Below are 19,119 nucleotides of genomic sequence, written 5' to 3'. Positions count from 1 at the left end.
GATTTTTATGTCAGCTATTCTAGATGTTGTGTGAGTTGAATTTATACTTCTTTGAGGCGGCTGATGAAAAGAATAGTAGATGCTTTTATGTTTGTGCTTACTGCGGGAAACCTTAGTTTTAGTTCCTCGAAATTCCGTGAAAGACCAGTAGCAACACTAATGGCCGTCTTTCTCGCATTAATGCTTGCTATATCAGGGTTGATGAGCTTGTTTAAGGGTATATCAGAAGATAGCGATAGTACTGCCAGTATAACCAATAGGCAGGTAGCCCAAAATATAGATAGGGATAATATTGCCGGGACCAGCGTTACCCCCACCACCAAGCAGGTAACCCCAAAGGTTGAAAATTACATTTCAAAAGAAATTAGCAGTACATATCGTAAGGATGCAGAATCGCAACCATCTCTTTTAACGAAACATGTACAAGATGAGTGTGCTAGCGTTGAGCAAATTCGTGTAAATCTTAACCGCCTTGGATATCATCAACCTCATCAAATAAGTAGTAATGATCAATATCGCGTATTTGTTGTTCGTGATGTCCTTGGGAGCTCCACAAAAATCCGTGTTACTCGTTGCCTTGGTAAGTTGGTGCAATGAACGACCAGGCTTGGAGATCTCATCCTCATGAATTCTGTTATTCCGCTAGCCTATGCAAAGCTCAGCTTTAGGATTTCTCTGCCCCTCCGCTTAATAAATGGCTTGCGCTGAGCACTGTCCAGCGAATATCCAATCTCGCTCCATGATGAGTGATTTAGTAAAGTCTAACAATCATGACCTCCAGCCGTTCGGCATCCCTTCCCCCAATAGCTAAAGATATTCATTAATCGAGCGCTTGATCTGATGAACTCTAGAGCTACCGGCGTACTGCCAATTAGCAACCAGCACAATCTACCGCTTCCCTCCTAGCAATTTATATCTGTTTAGCGTCACTTTATGTCGCTAAGTGCCGTACCCTGAGTACCGGAGCATTATGGGAAAAGGATAGCCTAGGAATAAAAATGCATTTGACATTGTGTTTAATGGCAACTTATATTGCATATTCCTTGTTCGACTAAGGAGACTTCTAATCAGGTTCAAAATTTATTAATATGCCGCTCGCTAAATGGAAACAGTGCTCAAACATTGAAAATTCGAGCTATTAAAGCCCGAATCATGTCTTTGAGTATCTGAGAGAAAAAGAGACGGCAGGGACGCTATCGAAACATACATTCCTTATTCTCCCTGCTTTCTTTTCTTCTTTATTCTGAAATACAACTTTGATTGCTTTGTGGTTCGCCTGCTTAATACCCAGTTCAACCATCAAGCATAATCATTGCTATCGCCTTTATTAACATGAAGTTTTATTGAGGAAGCTATGCTCAGGAACAAGCATATATGGAAATGGTTCGCTCCGCTGGTTATGACGACGGGAGTGGCCTTGGCTGAAAGCGATCAAATAGAGAACACTTTTCTCTCCGCTGCAGATGGAGGAAGCGCTGTAATATCGGGGGAGGAGATAGACGAGTTCACAGGGGACGTTAGATGGTCTATCAGAGAATTATCCCTGCCTGGACAGGGCGGAATGAATATCGACATTTACCGCTCCTATAATCTGGCGGATCACGGGAAGGAAATACTGGGACCGTGGTCCATTGATGTTCCTCGCGTTTCCTATGTGGTGAAATACTGGAAGGAATGTAAGGACCACGGAGACAAGGGGCAGCATTGCTGGGGTGAGAATGAGGTAAGCGGAGTCACTCTTGAAATATCTGGCAAGCGCTCGGTGCCGCTGGTCATAAAGGACGGGGAGTTACGCTCGGTTCGGGGCGAGGCGGGCTGGAAAGGCAAGGTTGACGGTCTTAATGTTACCGCCTACTCTCCAGACGGCAAAACCTATGTGTTTGATCAGAGCCAGAAGTCAGACGGCCCCATGGAGTTCAACGAAGCGCATCAGCTCATGGTTTACGCGTCTTCCGTCACCGACGCCTACGGCAACTGGATCAAATACAAATACCACCGTAAGGTCTCCACCGATTACGTCAAAAATGGCGAATGCGCCAAGCCCAACCTGCCAAATGGCGAACGGGAGAAATGCGAGGGGGCGACCATCTCCGCGAAGGAGCATGTGTTTCCCAAGCAGATTACCACCAATGACGGACGACTCGTTGACTTCAATTATGGCGAGGCCACCCAGGAGAATGTGACTTCGTCCTGGGGCTATGGCCGTAATTCATCGGCGGGAGTGCCGCCTCCCCTAACGGAAATCGTCGTTCACGAATCGACAGGCAACCGGGTGTGGAAGTATAGCCACTATTACAAGGAAGAGTGGGGCAAGCAGGTTCAAGACGGATTGAAAACCGTGACGCTTCCCGATAATACGACCTGGGGCTTCACCTACACGGACAAGAAAGGCAAGAAACTGCGCTCTATCACTGTGCCGTCAGGCGCGACGATTATCTATGACTACGAGGTGATCTCCACCACTCAACACCCCAGAGGCGTGGGCCAGTACTCCCTTTCGAAAAGAACGTTGAAGGGAGCGGCATTAAAAGATTCCGTCACCACGTTCAGTTATGACGATGTATGGTTCGACAACGACCGCTTCTGGAAAACGGTCAGCGTTTCCCCTTCCGCCAAAACTGAAAAAGTATTCTGGCACACCAACAACAGCATCAACGATGATCGAAAAGCCAGAGAGGGGCAGCTGTATTCGGTCAAGGTATTCGAACCCTCAGGCGGAAATCCGCTGCGCACGATTGAATACACGTATGACACCTGGGGGAAAGTAGGGCGGTTTTATGGCGCGAACTTGAATATAAAAGATTTGTACGCCATTAAGAGTGTCACGCCATTGATGCTGAGCAAAGTGGTTGTAGACGGGAAGTATGTGACCCAATATGCGGATTTCACCAGTTACTACCAGCCTCAAACCATAAAGGAAATGACCGGCGGTAAAAGTCGAGTTACCCGCAAAACTTACCTGAACCAGCAATGGGAATCCGTATCGAAGCCTCAGCTAATTGGATTTCCTCTCCAGGTTAAAGTCGAAGGCGACAACGGCGAGTCTTGGATAAACAGTTATTCATACAGTGAGAAAGGGCGAGTAGAGTCTACGACTATTAATGGCATTACAGAAAGCTACGCTTACCATGAGTCCGGTGATCTGTATAAAAAAGAATATACGAACATGCGGGGCGTGCAACGAACCTTCTACTTGAACTACTTTCGTGGCGTTTCTACGTTAGAAGAACATCCGTTGTCGGGCTCTATTCACAGGGAAGTGAATCCGAGCGGCACAGTTCAGTGGGAGGAGGATCAGGAGGGGTATCGAACTTATTATGAGTATGATGGGTTAAACCGCACAACAAAAGTAAGTCCTCCTGGCATTGCTCCTACCTTTTATTCCTACGAAGCGAATAAGGTGGCTGAAGCTCGAGAAGGTTCGCAATATCGCAAAGAAGCTATGCTTGATGGGTTGGGGCGTCCTTATTTGATTTGGCAGGAAGGTGCGGGCGTTACGCCAACCTATACCCGTACTGAGTATGATGCGGCAGGTCGAGTGGTCTTTAGCTCTTATCCTTCATTCAACGTTAATGAAGAACATGGGGTTCGCACAACATATGACGCGCTGAACCGGGCACTAACTGAGACCACCACGGTAGACAATGGTGTAACCCAATATTGCTATGGTTCCTCATGCGCTGGCTACCTTATGGGGTTCGAATTTGACTATGCTACGACTGCCACTGATGCTGAAGGGTACAAAACCGCAACACTAATGGAAGGGTTTGGCTCTCCAGAAAAAACCTGGAGCCGCTATGTTGTACAGGATATTGCTGGAGAGGATCGTCAAGTGACCACCCTCAATAGAAATAAGACGGGAGACATTACATCTGTTAATCAAGGTGGCGTTACACGCAGCTATGGTTATTACGCTGGCTCTCACAGGTTAAAAACTATCAATGAACCTGAGCGTAATCCGGTGACCTTCACCTATGATGCCGCTGGTAACCTACGCACTAGGGATCTAGCCGGTGTTGGAACCACGACTTATTCCTACTATCCAAATAACAGCTTACAGAAAATAGATTATCCGACCGGACATGATGTTGTTTATTACTACTATATGAATGGTCTGCTTAAAACCCTGACCAAAGGCATGACAAGCTGGAGTTACGATTACACTCCAGCAGGAAATTTGGACAAGGAAACTCTGACCATTACGGTGCTCGACCCCAAAATATTCACCTTGGATTATGAATATGATGACAGTGGCTTTCTGCGCAGGATAGTTTATCCGAATGACTTCTATGTTGAATACGATGTCAATGATCTGGGGCAGGTGACCAGAGTTAATTCTCCGGTCGGTGAATTGGTCAATGGCGTGTCGTATCACCCCACTGGAACGCCCAGCAACTACCAGTATGGAAACGGCCAGGTTGTCGCTCAGACACTGAATGATCGTCGATTTGTGAGTCATACCACCAGCGCCAAAGGCGGAGTGGTCGCCAGCAATCTAGGCTACGGTTTTGACGCATTGGGCAACATTACCGCCATCACCAATTATGTCGACAGTAATCAGTCTGTATCGGGCCTGACCTATGACGGTTTGGGGCGTCTGAAAACAGCCAATGGGGTGTGGGGAACTGGTAGCTTTACCTATGACCACAAAGATAATCTGATTTCCAAAAGTCTGGGTAATTTGGGATCAATCGGCTATGTATACGATGCGGGCTCCAACCGACTGAAAAGTACAACGGGGATACCCTACGCGTTCCAATATGATGGATATGGTAACGTGGTGAATAATGGTCGTTTCACCATGACCTATGACCACTCTGGCGACATGTTGAGTATCGTCACTAATAGCAGTCCGGTCGCCAATGTTCCGCAAGTCGATATTGATTATGAGTATGACGGCCATGGCTTGCGCGCACTGGAAATTCATGAGGACAAAGGCATCTACCAGGCACACTCTATGTCGGGAAGCCTTCTCTATGAAGAGGATACGGTGAATCTGGTCGCCACCAACTATGTAATGTTTGATGGCAAGGTTGTGACGGAAATAGAGCAGGACATTGAGCCGCCTGAGACGACGACCGAGCCCACCAGCTTTGTTGTAACCCCTTTTAAAGACAACGCCTCGATTGGATATAGCGGTGGCCTCATACCATATGGCTCAATCTCCAGTGACATGATTGATAGTGACAATTATCAGGTCAAGCTTATAAATCTTACAGCAAGAACCGGAACGACAGGCAAACGCCACCTATCCATAGCCTTTCAGGGGGATATCCCCGCCAGCTTATTCGCCAAACTTCATCTCATCTCCTTTGAGTTTGATTTCGATAAGGCGGAAAGATTCTATATGACCATTGGAGGTGTGCCCCAAACGAGCTTTTATTGGGAAATCGACTACGACACCATGAGCCGACTCCGAGATTCAACCGAGTGGCCAGCCTCTATCTTCCCAAACTAAGCAAGGATACAGAAAGGTAAAAGACATGGATTTTAGGAAGTTTATTTCACTATCCGCTCTGTTGTTGATGCTGCTCTCGTCCTTTGCGAGCGCAGCCATACGAGTTAAATATTTACACCACGATAATCTCGGATCGCCAGTCGCGGCCACAGATGAGGGGGGCAACGTCATCTGGCGTGAAACCTATGCCCCGTTCGGAGAGAAAGTGGTCAAGTCCGGCGCTGCAGCTGGCGAAAGGGTCGGCTACACAGGCAAACTGCATGACAACAATACCGGATTAGCGTACCTCAACGCGCGCTATTACGATCCTGTGGTTGGACGGTTTCTCGCAGTGGATTCCGTCGGATATAACGCTGGCGGTCTAAAACACTTTAATAGGTATGGTTACTCTTTTAATAACCCTTATAAGTATACCGATCCCACAGGCAAGAGTCCTTTTGGGAAAATTGAAGATGCGTGGAAGACGATGCGTATAATAAATAAGAGATACGCAGGGACCAAGCATCCGAAGACAGGTATTCCTTATAATAGTAAAGGCTTTCCAGATTTTTCTAGTGTGGCGAAAGCATCAGTGAAAATAAAGATGACGGGAAATAGAGCCATAGACGAAGCGTTAGCTAACGCTGCCGCAGGACTAAAAAAGACGCCCGACAATTACACGTGGCATCATGTTGAAGACGCGACGACAATGCAGTTAGTGCCAACCGATATACATGACGCAACACGTCATTCAGGAGGTGTTGCAGTTCTAAAAGCTATTGCCGCATTGTTAAGCATGGTTTCTAACGCTAGTGCGGAGGACTGGATAGAGTTTGGGGCCTCGATGGCTAACCCTTTTGATATAATGTTTGGCACACTTGAGGCGGACGATCTTCTTCCGAATGTTGAGCCCTACTCATTTCCGATAAGCGGTGATACAAGTGCTTTGCTAAAAGATTCTGACTATTCGCGTAGCTATATAGATACAGGCTCTAGTTGTGTTGCTATTTGATTAGAGATTAAGGCTTATGAATATCATAGATGCAAACAAATATGGATTTGTTGATAAATTATCCTTGGATAAATTTAGGCTGGCTATTCCAGGAAATTTGCCGCAGGACTTTTATAAGTATTTGATGAGTTATAATGGAGGTATACCTGAGAACAGGAGGTTTTCTATTCCGGGTGAAGGCGAAGACTATATTCATATTGGATACGGAATACATAATGGGCCCGATAGTTCCAGACTGGACAAAAAATATAACCTGTTTAAGCATGATATAGGTGAGATATATCTTCCCGTTTTTGCAGATCCTTTTGGGAATCAATTGGTTATTGATCTCTCTGAGTCAGGAGGAGGTGCGGTTCTATTCTGGGACCATGAGTCTAGTGGTGGCTATGGAAAACTTAAGAGATTATCTCCAAACTTTTCCAGCTTTTTGGGAAGTTTGAGTCCTGGTAGTGGAATAGCTGAAAATGAACTTTCAAGCTGCATTGATAATGATGATGTATCTTTACTTTCAAAATTGTTAGGAGCAGGCCTGAGAATTGATGATTCTGATGAGTATGGAAGAAACCTAATGGAGAGAGCTGCTATAGCAGGGGCTAAAAGTATAATAATATTTTTGAATGAAAAAAATGTCCCAATTAAAAGCTCTATTGAATTGGCGCGAAGAAATGCGGAATTTTTTGATGAGCATAAGGAAGTGGTTGTACTGCTAGAGGATATTGAGAGAAAAAAAAACAGATGATTTAGATATTTTTCTATACTTTACGCCACCTTAATCGCAAGGTGGCGTTACCTTCTATACAAACTTATAGGTATCGGGTAACGGAGGAAACGGGCAATCCTCAGCTATTCTCAGACATTTGGAAGCAACCTGAAATAGCAAGCCCAGACCCACAGCACTTGTAAATACCCCTTTCAACAAGGTTTGCTCCCGTTGTCACTCCCTATACCCGAATTTTTCGCATATATGAATACCTGGGCAGGTGCGGATGGCTGGTATGTGGTTGGCGGCTGCGCAGCGTGGATGCATATCGCCAGAGCGCCCAGAAACATGTCTGAAGGGGTGGATGAGTATCGGTCTATCTTTCCTCACGACATTGAAGTGGTAGTGGAGCCAGCAGCCAGAGAAAGGATTCTCAGGTCTTTGGAAGGTAGAGAGCTGGTTGTCGCTGTTGGCAGTTTTGGCGACCTGGCTGTTGATCTGATTGGCGGCGCGGACGGGATGGTCGCGGAAAAAGTGCGAACCTGCGTGCATATAGCCGGAGGGAATATCCTCAATATTGATGACATCATCGCTGCTTACAATAAATCGGGAAATCCACAGAAACAGGCCAAGCGTAAAAAGCGCGTCGCCATGTTGAAATGCGTTAAGAACCATCTTGAGCTGAATCAAGACAATATCGATAGTCAGAAGCCGGCCAAAACCTTATTTGAAGAAATGTTCGCGAGGACGAAAGGGTAAGTAGCCTTTCCAGATTATCTCCCTCATACCTATGGAGCTTTCGCAATAGCGGGCTCCATACTTCCGCAGCATAACGTTGAGCAGAAATAGCGGTGGCGAGCATGCTAATGGCGTTAAGTTGGGCTTAAAGCCTTATTAAAGCGCCTCAAGTCGTATATTCGATATTGATATATTTAATTTTAAGGGATTATAAAAAGTATCCACTTTTTTCGGTTAATAACGATGCAATCCATCGGCTAATTTATTTCTCCAATTTTCTCCCCATTCTGATGCAATTAACTTAATATCATGGCTGATTTTACTTTGACATATGGCGGTTCTGTTCATACTTTAGTACTAACGGGGGAGGAAATTTTTATGGCGATTTATAGCTGCTTTGGCGGCTTGAAATTGTAGCCTTAGGATGGCGCTAGAGGGGATCGGCGTCAGGGAAGTGGGTCGCACTGAAAGCGATATGGGGTTAAAAGGATCTTTACAAAGCAATGAAAATCCTCATCGTTGATGACCATTCTTTATTTATTCAGGGTATATCCGTACTCCTAACCCAATCTTTCAGTCATATAGGGCTGCAAATCGAAGCCCACGAGCAAGTAGACACCGCATTTTCCACATTAAGTCACGATAACAATGTCGATATCGTGCTGTCTGACATTTACATGCCTACCTATAAAGATAAGACATTGCTGGAGTTATTGATCGATAACGCAATCATGACGCCGGTCTTATTAGTTTCCGCAACTGACGATAAATGCTTAATCAAGCGCTTCCTGGATCTAGGCGCGGCGGGCTTTGTGCATAAAAGCGGAAAGTCAGGCGAGCTAAAATTGGCGATTGAGGAAGTCATCGCAACAGGAAGCTATTTAAACCCCGAGTTGCAGCGGGAGCTGTTGGCGCTGCCGGAGACGGTGCACAAAAGCCTTAGCGCTCGACAAAAAGAAGTGTTGAGTTACATGGCTGATGGGCTAAGCAACAAGGAAATTGGCGCTCGTATGGGAGTCACTGAGAGCACAATCAAGACGCATGTCAGTGCTCTGTTTGATGTTTTTAGGGCAAGCAACCGCATGGAATGTATGTTAAATGCCAAGAAAATGGGAATTATTTAGTCCTGACGTAACGGCGGGGGGCTCCGAGGGAAGTGAGAAAAATTATAGCGCCTTAATATTAAAAGAGCAGGCGAGAACCATTCTCAGGCAGTCGCCTGTGAACGCCTTATCCAATGGCGTGGTGGTAATCATTGCGCTTTGGGCGTTTCAAGGTTTAGTGTCGGATCTGACTTTTTGGATTTTCCTGTCTTTTGTCGTTGTAAGCGTCAGCATTCAGCTTAAGTATATTTATTATCAGCAAGGGTTAAGCGAAGAGGCATTTTCCACCGATAGCTTTTTGAATGTTTGTGTCGTTATTGCGTTCATTTCCGGTCTTGTTTGGACCGCTTTTGTACTCATTTTTTATGATGAAAGTGAACATCAGGCTCTGATGTCTGCGCTTGTCTGTGGTTTGCTGGCGGGGTGTATTAACTCAATAGCGGTTTATTTGAGACTGTACTTCTTCTTTTCCGTACCCTTTGTCTTAACTTATATCGGTATATTATTTCTGTCGCCGGACGCGGATCAGCACTCTCTAGCGTGGCTGATGTGCATATACTATCTGATGTGCGTCAAATTGGCCTCCATACTTCATTCAGAAGTTAACAGCTCATTTCGGCTGCGTTATGAAAATATCGATATGCTGAAAAATCTTGAGAAGCAAAAAGATATTGCTGAAAAGGCGAATGCGGCTAAATCCAAATTCCTCGCTTCCGCCAGTCACGACTTAAGGCAGCCGCTGCATGCGCTCGGTTACTTTGTTGAAGCCTTGAAGTTATCTCCTGACAAAAACCTGAAAATCCTGAATAACATTGATACTTCGGTCCATAGCCTGGAGGCCTTATTCAAATCTTTGCTGGATATATCCAGGCTCGATGCGGGCGTTGTGCATTGCGAAAAGCAGCACTTTTATTTGGGCGCACTATTAAAGGAAATCCATTATGAATATACCGTGGCCGCCAGCGCCAAACAGCTGCAGCTAACCCTGCCCAGATCGGATCTTGTGGTGTATTCCGACGCCAAACATGTGAAACGTATTTTGGCGAATTTAATGAGTAATGCGATACGCAACACATCGACCGGCGAAGTAAAGCTTTTACTGGAAACCAATGACAACAAACAGATAACGATTCGCGTGATGGATACGGGAGCGGGAATACCCGCGGATAAAATTGAAAGCATTTTTGATGAGTTCTACCAGCTCAATAACCCGGAGCGGGATCGCACTAAAGGGCTTGGCCTTGGGCTCTCCATTGTGAAGCGACTGACTCGATTAATTGGATCTGAAATAAACGTGGACTCTCAGATTAATCAAGGGTCTACGTTTACATTCAGCTTGCCATTGGGTGACCCGAACTTGGTGAAGCAAGAATCTTGCGTCGATTATTTCCCCAATCAGAATCTATCCGGCAAGCAGATTCTGCTCATCGATGACGAGGCCGATATCAGACATGCGATGACCAAAGCGCTATCGGCTTGGGGATGCGATGTATCAAGCTGCCAATCCAAGAGGGAGGCGCTTGAACTGTGCAAAGGGTTTATTCCTGACCTGATTATCGCGGACCTTCGACTGCGGGAAAATCTTACTGGAATTGAGGCGATCAACAGCATTCGATCCCTGCTGAATGATGATATTCCAGGACTGCTAATCAGTGGCGATACCGCCCCGGAGCGTCTTAGCGAGGCTGCGCAAAGCGGATATAAGTTACTGCATAAACCATTAAAACCTGCCGAGCTGCGCCTGAATCTTTTGCATATATTCAGAGCGATACCGGCCAGCTCAAAGCAAGCTGTTTAGGAAATGGAACCTCCCGGCGCCGCTCAAGACAGTCACTCTCCCCATATAGCTTCTGAGAAAATTATCGGAAGCTTAGCTGAGGCTTTTTACGCTGATCCGACGATGGTCTATCTGTTTCCTGACCATGAGAAGCGTATGTCGCGACTGAAAATTCTTATTTCCGTGGTCACGAAGATCATCATTCAACAGCGGACCATGTACACGGATCATACTCATCAGAGCGTTTGTCTATGGCAACAGCCCTGCGTTAGCTGGCAAAGTCTTTTCTATCAGGAATTACTTTGCGCGACCTTGCTCTATCGTTTAGCGCCCGCTGCTAAGCGTATTGTTCAGCTCCATTTCGTACAGCAAAAGAATCGCCCCGAGTATGCGCACTGGTACCTTTTTATGGTCGGCACTAAACCCGTCATGCAAGGAAGGGGTCTTGCTACGGGATTGATAAAACCGGTTTTGCAGCATTGTGATCAACAGGGCCTACCGGTATATCTGGAATGCTCGAAAGAGACAATCAGCTTTTATCTCAGGTTTGGCTTTCGGGTGTTTAAGGAAGCAACAATAAAAAACGAACTCACTCTGTACAGCATGTTGCGACCGCCAGGGCAGACGAAAGAGCGCATTTGAAATAAGAAAAACAGTAATGGAGCCGTGCAGACGTTTGAGAAAATAAGAAGGATTAAAATGGCGCGCCCGAGAGGATTCGAACCTCTGACCTTTGCCTCCGGAGGGCAACGCTCTATCCAGCTGAGCTACGGGCGCTTTAAGGCAGGTTATGATGTGGAGTCCGTTTAAGACTCAACAAAACAGGGTGCATATGATAGGTAGATTGTCGTTTTCTGTCTATGTCTGAATCGCGTTTGGCGTGATTTTTCTTGATTTCTCTTCTTTTATTCCGATCCATGGTGAAGATTCTGGCCGTGCGTTGATATGGCCGTTGGATCTGGTTGTGGATGTCCTCCTTCTTTTATTTATGCGTATTTATGCACCACTTTGATAGTCGTCAGGCGTTTGAGTGGCGCGAATAAGGGCGTCAATAACGATGTCTGTGACTTATAAGAATGATGCTTCTAATTTTAAATCAGTAGGTTAGGGCGTGGCATATTTTATGCTGAACAATTATAGAAGATTGGCATTGATGCTGTGGATCGACCCGCTGAGGGATGGGCGCTTTTTACTGAGCTTAAAACACTACCGTAATAGTAGGAGTGGACAATGCAATCAGGTCTGGTTAGTACTTGGCAAGGCGCAACGGCCTCTTTCAATTTTGTCGATAGCCCCGGCGCATCCGTCCTTGCAGCTTTGGCGTTAGGCGCGATGGTTTATGCAATGGCGCGCGTCGCCTTCGCACGGCGAGCGCAGAAAAAAGTGTATGTAAAACGTCGGGAAGATTGAAGCGATCAGGCAGGGCGGGCTTGTTTTCCCCTGCCTTTTTTTGGCCTGCGCCAGTCAACCGTCGCGTTGACGCACGCCCAGCAACAAGGAGTCTAGGGATGGTTGATTTTCAGATGACCCGCGCCGCCGCGCATTTAGGTTTGCAGGTGGTCGCTGTGGCGTTAGAGGATGTGAATAACAAGGACTACACGCCTTATCTGCATGCGCTAAGAAAAGTGAAATTGGCCCAGGCGATGGCCATGTATCAGGGTTGTGATCTGGACTCCGATCCCCATATTGGCGGCTATCGTCGGTTAAAGGAGTCGGTGGCGCGATCCTGGAAACGCTTCCCGGTCTCTGTGGAAAACCTGATCGGAACCCTGCGGCGCAATGGCGATATTCCGTTGATCAGCCCGGTAGTGGATATCTACAACCTGATGTCTTTGGAGCGAAGAATTTCCATTGGCGCTCATGATATCGACAGGCTGGAAGGCGGCGTGCGTCTGGATATCACCCGGGGTATAGAGGTGTTCGCTCCTTTAGGGAGCGAGGATCAGGCGCGAGCGCCAGTTGGCGAGTTTGCTTATCTGGATGCCGCTGACCGGGTGCTGTGCAGGATGGATTGCCGACAATCCAGGGAGACTTGTCTACAGCCGTCGAGCCGTAGGATTTTATTGATTTTTCAGGGGCATGCCGACATGGCTGCGGAGAGCGTGCGCGCCGCCGCCAACAGTTGTATCGACCTTATCCTGACCTACTGCGGCGGCGACTGTACGCAACGCTTCGAATGCCTGCATGTATGAGGTTTATGGGGTATTTCCACGGCGGAAATATATTCCTTTTGGCGCAGTGCAACGGCCCGATATCCACTTTACAATCGACTTATATTCATTGCAGTCCATATTTACAGACACATACTGGAGTAACGCATTCATGGATCTTAGCTGTTTCAAAGCCTATGACATTAGAGGCCGCGTGCCTGACCAGCTGAATAACGACATCGCGGAGCGGATTGGCCGCGCCTATGTTGAGGTGACCGGAGCTAAGAAAGTAGTGGTTGGCTATGACATTCGCCTGTCCAGCCCCGCCATGGCCGAAGCCCTGAGCAAAGGTTTGATGGCGGCCGGCGCTGATGTTTACGACATCGGACTGTGCGGTACAGAGCAGGTGTACTTCGCGACTTTCTATCACAAAATGGATGGCGGCATCATGGTGACCGCCAGCCACAATCCCCAGGATTACAACGGCATGAAGCTGGTTGGCGTGGACTCCCGCCCAATCAGCTCCGATACCGGCCTGCTGGACATCAAAGGCAAAGTGCCAGGCGAATTCAAAGACGCCGAGAAGCCAGGCTCTTATCACAAACTGGACACTCTGGAAGCTTATATCCAGCATCTGCTGACCTATGTCGACGCTTCCGCGTTGAAGCCGATGAAGGTCGTGGTCAATGCCGGCAACGGCGGCGCAGGCTTGGTGATTGACGAGCTGGAAAAGCACCTGCCGTTCACTTTCGTCAAAGTGCATCACGAGCCAGACGGCCACTTCCCGCATGGGGTGCCTAACCCTCTGTTGATGGAAAACCGTGACAGCACCCGTTCTGCGCTGCTGGAATCCGGCGCTGATTTTGGCGTGGCCTGGGACGGCGACTATGACCGCTGCTTCCTGTTTGATGAAACCGGACGCTTCATTGAAGGCTACTACATCGTAGGTTTGCTGGCGGAGCAACTGCTGCGCAAGCATCCTGGCGCAGGCATCATTCACGATCCGCGTCTGGTCTGGAACACCATCGACGTGGTCGAAGAGGCGGGCGGTAAAGCCATCCAGAGCAAAACCGGGCATGCCTTCATCAAGCAACGTATGCGTGATGAAGACGCGGTATACGGCGGCGAGATGAGCGCGCATCACTACTTCCGCGACTTCGCTTACTGTGACTCCGGGATGATTCCCTGGTTGATGGTGGCGGACCTGATCAGCGCGACTGGTCAGTCGCTGTCCAGCCTGATTGACGATCGCATGAAAAAGTATCCGGCCAGTGGCGAAATCAACCGTACTCTGGAAGACGCAGGCAAAGTGCTGAAAGCAATCGAAGATGAGTACGCGCCTAACGCGAAATCCGTGAACTTCGTAGATGGCCTGAGCGTGGAGTTTGATGACTGGCGCTTTAACCTGCGTATGTCCAACACCGAGCCTTTGGTGCGCTTGAATGTGGAGTCTCGTGGAGATCAGGCGTTGATGGAAGCGAAGACGGCGGAATTGCTGGCGAAAATCGACAGCATCTGATTCGGCTGAGCTATCGGTAAAAAGTCAGATACAGAAAAGGCCGGCGTTCTTCGGAGCGCCGGCCTTTTATTTTATGCGCTGAATCAATCAGGGAGCGCGTTTCCAGGAAATATCCACCAGCTTGCCAGCTTCAAAACGCAGGATGAACAGCGTTTTGTTCGGCTGCAGATAAATCCAGCGCTCGATTTTAAACTCACGGGTTTTATCGTCCGTCAGCCCATAGCCGATCAGACTGACATCGTCCGGCTGGCCGCATTTGGCCTGAACTTCGTAATCCAGATCTGACTCTGAGACCAGATCTTTGCCGCATCGCAGCGCCCAGCTGGAAGCGGACACAGAACAGAGTATAAGTGCTAGGAAGAGGCGCTTAACGCCTGATGAGAGGACCATGCTTGAACCACCGCCATAAACCAGATGATATATAAGGAGGCTATCAGCAGATATATGAACACTCGCTGAACAGGCTTCCTGCCAGATGCTTGCTCTTCCGTCTGACCAACGCTCTCCACCCAGCGAATATAAAGGTTGCCGCAAAAACCTGAAATCACCAGAAAGCTGGAAGTAATCGGTATCAGCCAAAGTCCGGGGGAGACCACTTCGCCTTGTTTCGCCATCTGGGCGAACAGATACATAGAGCCGATCAAGGCGGCGAGGGCGACAAATTCGGTGATGATGAGGTGGCGTCTATAAGGAGCGAGGCGCATCAGCGTTACCATGACGTTGCTGGATTGGAGTCTGCGCTGAGGATAATAAGCGCGGCCCCTCCGCTTTTGGCGTCGGGGTAGGCTCGGGCCTTGTGAGCGCGAACAAGTGCGCTCGATTAAGCGCGTCGGGCATTATAGCGGGGCCGTCATGGCGAATCCACTTTTCGTCCCGAGTCGTAAAATGTAGTCAGGAAAGCGCACAGGGGCGGGCGATAGGCGCATTTTCAGGCTTTCGCCGGGGAACTGTCATGGATCAAAAAGCGCGCCGCAGGTCCCTTGATAACCCGGAGCCTCTGCTTTATTTCTGCGGCGATGCCGTTATAATGCGCCATTAATAATTTTAAGCTGCTGATGAGGATGGGTCGTGAAGACAACCGTGAAAGCGATTACCGCAATGTTGGCGATGGTGTTTGCGGGCACTGTGTGGTCATTAACTCCAGCTGAAGAGAAGATTGCAGAACGCATCAAACCTGTCGGCGAAGTGTGCGTTGAAGGTCAGGAATGTAAAGCCGCTCAGTCCGCTGTTGCCGCTGCTGCGCCGTCCGGCCCACGTGAACCGGCTGATATCTACGGCGGTAAGTGTTTCGCCTGTCACGACACCGGCGTCGCTGGCGCGCCGAAGAAAGGCGACGTGGCTGCATGGGCTCCACGTATCGAGCAGGGCATCGACACATTGGTTAGCCACGCTATCAACGGTATCAAAAACATGCCTGCGCGTGGCACCTGTAGTGATTGCACCGACGATGAGATCAAAGCTACTGTTGAGTTTATTGTAGAGCAGAGCAAATAAGCTCTTCTTCCGTAGCAAAAGAAACCGCCGAGAGGCGGTTTTTTTTYGCCTGTCGTTTTCCCCTTTTCTTGCAACTGCGTTTATTTTTTGCTGTCTTCCTGCTTAAGTTTTCATTTCCATCAATGGGTTAAGTGATCTTATTTAGGCGAATAAAATTCTATTGAATATAAAATGAATACAAAATGTATTCAAAAAGGATTTTTTGTGCAAATATGATCCTTCGATAGCAATTCAGGTCTCCCTGAACCAACAAGAGGTGCAAACCCAATGAGAATAAGAAGACTCTGTTTATCCTTTCTGCTTTCGTTGTCCGCATCCACTGGCTTCGCCGCCACTAAGTGGGACATGCCTACCCCCTACGCGGACGGGACTCATCACACGCAGAATATTCGTGAATTTGCGGCGGATATTGAAAAAGCCACCGGCGGCGACCTGAAAATCGTGGTCCACTCTGGCGCTTCCCTGTTTAAACACCCTGAAATTTTCCGCGCCGTGCGCACCGGTCAGGCTCCCATTGGTGAAGTTTTCATGGGGCTGCTGGGCAATGACGATCCCATCTATAAAGTCGATAACATTCCATTTCTGGTGACCAGTTTCGACGGCGCCAAGAAACTCTATGAAGCGAGTCGTCCACACATTGAAAAGAAACTGGAGAAGCAGGGGCTTAAGCTGCTCTTCAGCGTACCCTGGCCGCCCCAGGGCATTTACACCAAGGACAAGCTGGCCGCTATCGACGATCTGAAAGGCCTGAAGATGCGGGCATACAGTCCATCTACTTCTCGCTTATCAGTACTGTTGGGCGCGACGCCCACCACCGTGCAGACTCCGGAAATTCCCCAGGCGTTCAGCACCGGCATCATCGACGCCATGGTGACTTCTCCCACGACTGGCGTATCCAGTCAGGCCTGGGATTTCTCCCGTTATTACATGGATAGTCGCGCCTGGATTCCCAAGAACATGGTGTTCGTGAATCTGCGTTCCTTCAAACGTCTGAGCAAGGAACAACAGGATGCGGTGCTGCAAGCGGCCAAAGTGGCGGAAGAGCGCGGCTGGAAAATGGCTGAGCAGGAAACTTCCGAGAAAACGGCTGATCTGGCCAAGCACGGCATGAATGTGACTGAACCCACGCAGGCTTTTATCAGCGAGTTCAGTAAAGTCGGCCAGACCATGGCGAAGGAATGGCAAGACGAAGTCGGTGCCGAAGGCGTTGAAATCGTGAAAGGACTCAACGGCGGCTAACACTTTAAGCGCCTGTTCTTTAGGCGGGCTCACTAGAGTCCGCCGCACCCCATAAAAATAAAACCCATAAACGCTGTGGGATGATGAAAATGCTGAGATATACGCTCGACTGCCTGTATAAGTCCGGCCTCGTCCTGGCGTCCGTCAGTATGGTGCTGATCTGTCTGTTGATGACGATGCAGATAGTGGGACGCTGGTTTGGTCTGATTGTTCCTTCCGTTGAAGATTTCGTCGGTTACTTCCTGGCCTCGGCCACTTTTTTCGCCTTGGCATACAGCTTTCGCCATAACAGCCATATCCGCGTGACGTTTCTCACCCGGCAAGTAAAGGGCGTCGCGCAACGTTACGTGGAGCTTTTTAACCTGACTGCGTTGCTGATCCTGGTCGGCTTCATCACCTATGCGGTTGGCGCCTTTGTGCTGGAAACCTATGAATTCAACGACGTCAGCTCGGGCTACATCGCGGTTCCTTTGTGGATGCCGCAAAGCGTGATGCTGGCGGGGCTGGCTCTTTTYTTTATTGCTGTGCTGGACGACTGGATCACCGCCCTGCTCAAACGTAAACCCAGCTACGTAGCGGCTCAGGAAGCCGGCGAAGCGGCGGCGGAGTAAGTGTTGATGGATACCTTGCAATTAACGCTTGTGCTGATGGGGGTGTTATTCACCTTCCTGGCGTTTGGCTTCTGGGTTGGCGCAACCCTGTTTACAGTGGCCTTTATCGCCATGCTGTTTAACGACAACGCGCAGATTGGCGCCATTATGGCGAATACCACCTGGGGCGCTTCCTCCAACTGGACATTGTCCGCCTTACCTCTCTTCGTTTGGATGGGGGAAATCCTGTTCCGAACCCGGTTGTCGGAGGATCTGTTCGAAGGCCTCGCGCCCTGGCTGCGGCGTCTGCCTGGCGGACTGCTGCATGTGAATATTCTGGGATGCGGCATATTCGCTGCGGTGTCCGGTTCCTCCGCCGCCACCACCGCCACGGTCGGGAAGATGAGTCTGCCGGAGCTGAAAAAGCGCGGCTATGACGAGACCATGGCCATCGGCACGCTGGCTGGCTCCGGCACTTTGGGATTGCTGATTCCCCCCTCGATTATTTTGATCGTCTATGGCGTCGCTGCGGAAGTGTCCATTGACCGCCTGTTCATGGCGGGAGCGATTCCCGGCCTGATGCTGATCTGCCTGTTTATGGGCTATACGGTGATCTGGTCGTTGTTGAACCGCAGCAAGGTTCCCGCGGCGGAAGGCGGGACCGATATGAAAACCAAGCTGATCGCGTTGAAGCGACTGCTGCCGGTCACCTTGCTGATTGGATTCGTTATCGGCTCTATCTACGCGGGCGTCGCCACCGCCACGGAAGCGGCCACTCTCGGCGTGCTCGGGTCGCTGGCGCTGACGGCGCTAACTGGATCGCTGAGTTGGGAGATGTTCAAACGCAGCCTGATTGGCGCGGTATGCACCTCCTGCATGATCACCTTTATTCTCGCTGGCGCTTCTTTTCTTACTGTCGCCATGGCGTTCACCGGCATTCCACGGGAGCTGGCTGAATTCATCGGCGGACTGCAATTATCGCCGGCGCTGCTGATCGTCGCGCTGACATTCTTCTTCATTTTGCTCGGCTGCTTTCTCGATGGAATTTCCGTCGTGGTGCTGACGACGTCGGTCATTCTGCCGTTGGCGGAAAAGGCCGGATTCGATTTGGTCTGGTTCGGCATCTATCTGGTGCTGGTGGTGGAAATGTCGCAGATCACGCCGCCGGTCGGCTTCAATCTGTTTGTTATCCAATCCCTGACCGGCAGGGATATTTTCAGGGTGGCCCGCTATGCGACGCCGTTTTTCCTGATCCTGGTGGCGGCGGTGGCGCTGCTCAGCAAGTATCCGGAAATTGCGTTGTGGCTGCCGCAGACGCTGAGCAGTCGCGGTTGAGCGGGTTAAGAGATTTTTTGAGGTG

The 19,119-nt window shown here is 49.1% G+C and carries 17 protein-coding genes and 1 tRNA gene; 15 read left to right on the top strand and 3 right to left on the bottom strand.

Features of this window, described 5'->3' with window-relative positions:
- The first annotated feature begins 63 nt into the window (after positions 1 to 63).
- From KP814_RS15335 to KP814_RS15300, 8 genes are all read left to right on the top strand, one after another.
- A complete protein-coding gene (locus tag KP814_RS15335) occupies positions 64 to 597 on the top strand; it encodes a hypothetical protein (RefSeq protein WP_216737581.1) in 534 nt (177 codons plus the stop codon).
- Between the two features lie 820 nt (positions 598 to 1,417).
- Entirely contained in the window at positions 1,418 to 5,458 is a 4,041-nt protein-coding gene (locus tag KP814_RS15330) for an RHS repeat domain-containing protein (protein WP_216737580.1), read from the top strand.
- A 25-nt stretch (positions 5,459 to 5,483) separates the two neighbouring features.
- On the top strand, positions 5,484 to 6,449 hold the full coding sequence (locus KP814_RS15325; protein WP_216737579.1) for an RHS repeat-associated core domain-containing protein: 966 nt from the start codon (positions 5,484 to 5,486) through the stop codon (positions 6,447 to 6,449).
- 16 nt (positions 6,450 to 6,465) lie between these two features.
- A complete protein-coding gene (locus tag KP814_RS15320; protein WP_216737578.1) occupies positions 6,466 to 7,188 on the top strand; it encodes an SMI1/KNR4 family protein in 723 nt (240 codons plus the stop codon).
- A gap of 225 nt (positions 7,189 to 7,413) precedes the next feature.
- Positions 7,414 to 7,908: a hypothetical protein gene (locus KP814_RS15315; RefSeq protein ID WP_216737577.1), complete on the top strand. Its 495-nt coding sequence runs from the start codon at positions 7,414 to 7,416 to the stop codon at positions 7,906 to 7,908.
- Positions 7,909 to 8,390: 482 nt separating this feature from the next.
- A complete protein-coding gene (locus tag KP814_RS15310) occupies positions 8,391 to 9,011 on the top strand; it encodes a response regulator transcription factor (protein WP_216737576.1) in 621 nt (206 codons plus the stop codon).
- On the top strand, positions 8,986 to 10,788 hold the full coding sequence (locus KP814_RS15305) for a hybrid sensor histidine kinase/response regulator (protein WP_216737575.1): 1,803 nt from the start codon (positions 8,986 to 8,988) through the stop codon (positions 10,786 to 10,788). Before KP814_RS15310 ends, KP814_RS15305 begins: the two co-directional genes overlap by 26 nt.
- 3 nt (positions 10,789 to 10,791) lie before the next feature.
- The gene (locus tag KP814_RS15300; RefSeq protein ID WP_216737574.1) at positions 10,792 to 11,409 is read left to right on the top strand and encodes a GNAT family N-acetyltransferase; all 618 of its coding nucleotides are present in this window, start codon (positions 10,792 to 10,794) and stop codon (positions 11,407 to 11,409) included.
- A 58-nt stretch (positions 11,410 to 11,467) separates the two neighbouring features.
- Here the strand turns inward: KP814_RS15300 and KP814_RS15295 are convergent.
- Positions 11,468 to 11,544: transfer RNA gene (locus tag KP814_RS15295), tRNA-Arg, on the bottom strand.
- A 453-nt stretch (positions 11,545 to 11,997) separates the two neighbouring features.
- Here KP814_RS15295 and KP814_RS15290 point away from each other — a divergent pair.
- The 3 genes from KP814_RS15290 to KP814_RS15280 all read left to right on the top strand — a co-directional run bounded on the left by KP814_RS15290 (position 11,998) and on the right by KP814_RS15280 (position 14,436).
- Positions 11,998 to 12,177, top strand: coding sequence for a hypothetical protein (locus KP814_RS15290; protein WP_216737573.1), 180 nt, complete (start codon positions 11,998 to 12,000; stop codon positions 12,175 to 12,177).
- A 98-nt stretch (positions 12,178 to 12,275) separates the two neighbouring features.
- Positions 12,276 to 12,959: a B3/4 domain-containing protein gene (locus KP814_RS15285; protein ID WP_216737572.1), complete on the top strand. Its 684-nt coding sequence runs from the start codon at positions 12,276 to 12,278 to the stop codon at positions 12,957 to 12,959.
- A gap of 130 nt (positions 12,960 to 13,089) precedes the next feature.
- Positions 13,090 to 14,436, top strand: coding sequence for a phosphomannomutase (locus KP814_RS15280; protein ID WP_216737571.1), 1,347 nt, complete (start codon positions 13,090 to 13,092; stop codon positions 14,434 to 14,436).
- Positions 14,437 to 14,523: 87 nt separating this feature from the next.
- Here KP814_RS15280 and KP814_RS15275 read toward each other — a convergent pair whose 3' ends face one another.
- Positions 14,524 to 14,772 (bottom strand): DUF2845 domain-containing protein, encoded by a 249-nt coding sequence (locus KP814_RS15275; protein ID WP_279501494.1) that lies wholly within the window; start codon positions 14,770 to 14,772, stop codon positions 14,524 to 14,526.
- A 17-nt stretch (positions 14,773 to 14,789) separates the two neighbouring features.
- A complete protein-coding gene (locus tag KP814_RS15270) occupies positions 14,790 to 15,152 on the bottom strand; it encodes a hypothetical protein (protein ID WP_216737569.1) in 363 nt (120 codons plus the stop codon).
- Positions 15,153 to 15,504: 352 nt separating this feature from the next.
- Here KP814_RS15270 and KP814_RS15265 point away from each other — a divergent pair, with 352 nt between their 5' ends.
- From KP814_RS15265 to KP814_RS15250, 4 genes are all read left to right on the top strand, one after another.
- On the top strand, positions 15,505 to 15,930 hold the full coding sequence (locus KP814_RS15265; RefSeq protein WP_216737568.1) for a cytochrome c5 family protein: 426 nt from the start codon (positions 15,505 to 15,507) through the stop codon (positions 15,928 to 15,930).
- 267 nt (positions 15,931 to 16,197) lie between these two features.
- Positions 16,198 to 17,169 carry a TRAP transporter substrate-binding protein gene (locus tag KP814_RS15260; protein ID WP_216737567.1) on the top strand — a complete coding sequence of 324 codons (972 nt, stop codon included), beginning with the start codon at positions 16,198 to 16,200 and terminating at the stop codon, positions 17,167 to 17,169.
- Between the two features lie 89 nt (positions 17,170 to 17,258).
- A complete protein-coding gene (locus KP814_RS15255) occupies positions 17,259 to 17,780 on the top strand; it encodes a TRAP transporter small permease (protein WP_241566903.1) in 522 nt (173 codons plus the stop codon).
- A gap of 6 nt (positions 17,781 to 17,786) precedes the next feature.
- On the top strand, positions 17,787 to 19,094 hold the full coding sequence (locus KP814_RS15250; protein WP_216737566.1) for a TRAP transporter large permease: 1,308 nt from the start codon (positions 17,787 to 17,789) through the stop codon (positions 19,092 to 19,094).
- The last annotated feature ends 25 nt before the right edge of the window (positions 19,095 to 19,119 follow it).

The sequence above is a fragment of the Hahella sp. HN01 genome, from assembly GCF_018986435.1.
Lineage (GTDB): Bacteria > Pseudomonadota > Gammaproteobacteria > Pseudomonadales > Oleiphilaceae > Hahella.
This window is presented reverse-complemented; position numbering and strand designations above follow the sequence as displayed.